Origin of the sequence: Kocuria sp., assembly GCF_030536815.1 — a bacterium.
Lineage (GTDB): Bacteria > Actinomycetota > Actinomycetes > Actinomycetales > Micrococcaceae > Kocuria > Kocuria gwangalliensis.
Map to the genome: position 1 here is coordinate 1 of NZ_JAUNPE010000200.1, position 3432 is coordinate 3432.

2 protein-coding genes and 1 pseudogene are annotated in these 3432 nt (G+C 63.5%); 2 read left to right on the top strand and 1 reads right to left on the bottom strand.

Features of this window, described 5'->3' with window-relative positions; genetic code table 11:
• Positions 1–1442 (top strand): Asp-tRNA(Asn)/Glu-tRNA(Gln) amidotransferase subunit GatB (gene gatB / locus Q4E95_RS12030; RefSeq protein ID WP_303383533.1); only part of this gene is annotated, 1442 nt, incomplete at its 5' end.
• 99 nt (positions 1443–1541) lie between these two features.
• Here gatB and Q4E95_RS12035 read toward each other — a convergent pair.
• On the bottom strand, positions 1542–2822 hold the full coding sequence (locus Q4E95_RS12035; protein ID WP_303383534.1) for a CapA family protein: 1281 nt from the start codon (positions 2820–2822) through the stop codon (positions 1542–1544).
• A 179-nt stretch (positions 2823–3001) separates the two neighbouring features.
• Here Q4E95_RS12035 and Q4E95_RS12040 point away from each other — a divergent pair.
• Positions 3002–3432 (top strand): annotated as a pseudogene (locus tag Q4E95_RS12040) (hypothetical protein); the annotation flags it as partial.

The following is a 3432-nucleotide window of genomic DNA, read 5'->3' on the forward strand; positions in this document are numbered from 1 at the left end:
AGGTGCACGTGGAGTTGAACACCAACACCAAGATGTTCGACGCCGCCCCCAACACGTTTGGCGATGACCCCAACACCAACATCACCCCGGTGTCCCTGGGCCTGCCCGGCGTGCTGCCCGTGGTCAACGGCAAGGCCGTGGAATCCGCGATCAAACTGGGTCTGGCCCTGGACTGTTCCATTGCGCAGAAGTGCCACTTCGCGCGGAAGAACTACTTCTACCCGGATACGCCCAAGAACTTCCAGACCTCGCAGTACGACGAGCCGATCGCCTTTGACGGCCGGCTGGAACTCGAACTCGAGGACGGCACGCCGTTCAGCATCGAGATCGAGCGGGCCCACATGGAGGAGGACGCCGGCAAACTGACCCACGTGGGGGGTGCAACCGGCCGCATCCAGGGAGCGTCCCACTCGCTGGTGGACTACAACCGCTCGGGCGTGCCACTCATCGAGATCGTGACCAAGCCCATCGTGGGTGCCGGTTCGCGCGCTCCGGAGTTGGCCCGCGTGTACGTTGCGGCCATTCGCGAGATCGTGAAGAACTTGGGCATCTCCGACGCCCGCATGGAGCGGGGCAACGTGCGGTGCGACGCCAACGTGTCCCTGATGCCCAAGGGCACCACGGAGTTCGGCACGCGGTCGGAGACCAAGAACGTGAACTCGCTGCGCGCCGTCGAACGCGCCGTGCGTTTCGAGATCCAGCGCCACGCCGCCGTGCTGTCGGCCGGTGACAAGATCGTTCAGGAAACCCGCCACTGGCACGAGGACACCCGGTCCACCACGTCCGGGCGCCCCAAGTCCGACGCGGACGACTACCGCTACTTCCCCGAACCGGACCTGGTTCCCGTGGTCACCACGCAGGACTGGATCGAGGAACTGCGTGCCACGCTGCCCGAGCCGCCGGCCCAGCGCCGCAAGCGTTTGAAGAACGACTGGGGCTATTCGGACGAGGAGTTCCGGGACGTCGTCAATGCCGGTGTCATGGACGAAATCGAGCAGACCATTGCTGCCGGTGCGTCTGCCGCCGTGGCCCGCAAGTGGTGGATGGGTGAAATCGCCCGTCTGGCCAAGCAAGCGGAGGTCGAGATCGTGGATCTGCCCGTGACCCCGGCCCACGTGGTCGAGGTCAACGCCCTGATCGATGAGGGCAAGATCAACGACAAGCTGGCCAAGAAGGTCATTGGTTTCGTGGTCGAGGGCGAAGGTTCCCCGTCGGAGATCGTTGAGGCCCGCAGCCTTGCGGTCGTTTCCGACGACGGTGCCCTGACGGCTGCCGTGGACGACGCCATGGCCCAGATGCCCGACGTGGTCGAGAAGATCAAGGGCGGCAAGGTGCAGGCCGTGGGTGCGCTCATCGGGCCGGTCATGAAGGCCACCCGCGGGCAGGCCGACGCCGGCCGCGTGCGTCAGATCATCCTGGAGAGGCTGGGCGTGCAAGGCTGAGCCTCTCTGCCACGGGCGCGGTTGCGCCCGTACATCCCCAGGTGAGGGTCGTGCGGATTTTCTGTGAAGAATCCACACGACCCTCACCGCACATTTAAGTCAGGACACGGCGGGGCGGTCCTCACTCACCAGCCATTCGCGCAGGCCATGTTCCACGGCGGAGGGAGTGTTGACGATCCGGGCTATGCGCTCCCGGTTCTGCGCATCCTCGGCCTGCGAGCGGCAGGTTCCATTGGGCGCGTCCGACGCCGCGGAGCACCACGCGTACCGTCCTCCCTGGGTGTTGGAGCTGGGCGCCCACGAGAGATCGCTGACGTCCCACTCACCGTCGTTCCCGCGCGCGAACTGGAAGCGGGTGATCAGGCCTTGATTGTTGGTCTCGTAGGCCGTGGACGTTTCGGAGACCGTATTGCCCAGCCCGTAGACGATCCACTTTCCTTTGTAGTTCTCAATGGGTTGCACGCTGTGCGAGCCGTGTCCGTAGACGGCGTCGAAAGCACCTGAGTCCACGAGTGCGTGGGCCGTGGTGGTCTGATAAACGTCGGTGGTGTCCTGGTACTCCATGATCGAGTGCATTGCCGCGATCACTACGTCCGCACCCTGCTCGCGAGCCTTCTCGGACTGGGCAACGGCGTGGTCGATGTCGCGCTGGGCGGCCTGCGGGTCCTCGGCGGGATCCCGCAGTCGGTCCACCTGCCAGTCGTACTCGGCCTGCTGGCCGTTGAGACTGTTGGTGCCTGTAACCACGGCCACGGTGCCGGCCGGGGTCTCCAGCAACATGGGTTCCTCGGAGGCCTCCGCGGAGGAGTACGACCCGGTGTGCTTCAGGTCCGCGTCCTCAAGGCTCGCGATGGTGCGGTTGACGCCTTCGGTGCCCTGATCCACGGTGTGGTTGGTGGCCGCGGTGCAAGCGTCGTAGCCGGTGTTCTTGGCCGCCGCGATGATTTCCGGCGGCACGTTGAAGCTTGGATAATCGGCGTACGGTCCGCCCCGGGGTGCCACGGGGGTCTCAAGTTCACAAATGGCCACGTCGGACTGCTCGAGGTAGGGCTTCTGTCCGGCCAGCAGCGGATCGAAATCGAAGTTCTTTCCGTCGTTGTTTGCCGGGTCCACGGCGAAATCACTCCACAACCCTTCATGGAGCAGGAGGTCCCCGGTCATCGCCACGGTGAAACACGCGTCTTCGGGACAATCGGGTCCGGATTCAGCGGGGGAGGGTACGCGGCCGGTCTGGGCTGCGGCCTCCGTTCCGCTGGCCCCCGGGGACTGCACCGCGGATTCATCCGAACTTTCCGCGCACCCCGCAAGACTTCCAACGGTCAGCGTGACCCCGGCAGCAAGGGTCAGGGTCTTGAAATAGCGAGATGTGGGCAGGCTCATGGAATCGATAATTTCACAGCCACAACATGGCGTACATCACATTGAGAACGTGTGCGGACTCAATCCGCTGGGTTTAAGTCATTAAGAACTGACGTATTTCCTGAGATGCTCTTCACACGGGGGCAGTCAAAGGTTAGGCTTTCCTAAGTTTCGAACGTCACACAGAGAGCGAGGAAGCCATGGTCGAGCAGACGATTGGTGGCCAGTCTCAAGGGTCCAGCACGCATGATCGAGCCGTGTCTTTGGCTCATCGAATGCTCGCGGGAGCGGGACGCGCAACACTTGTTGCCTATGGTCTCGAGGGCCATCCAACGCTCGACGCACTGGCGCACGGCATGGCCGGCACCGGAGATCTCCTGGTGGCGACCACTGTATTCTCCGGTTCCGAGGATGCAGCCCTGCTCAATCCAGGCACTCGGATGGATGTGCGGATGGACATCACCAAGCTCTCGCCCGAACCTCGCGTTGAAATCCTGACCGCCAGTGCTCACATGCTCGGTCAACTGGAATGGTTGGATTCCGAACGCGCCACCGACGTTCTTGAATATGACAATGTGCCCGAAATGGTCAAGGCCGTTGCCGAGTCTCCGTTCGGAATGCTCGGGATCGT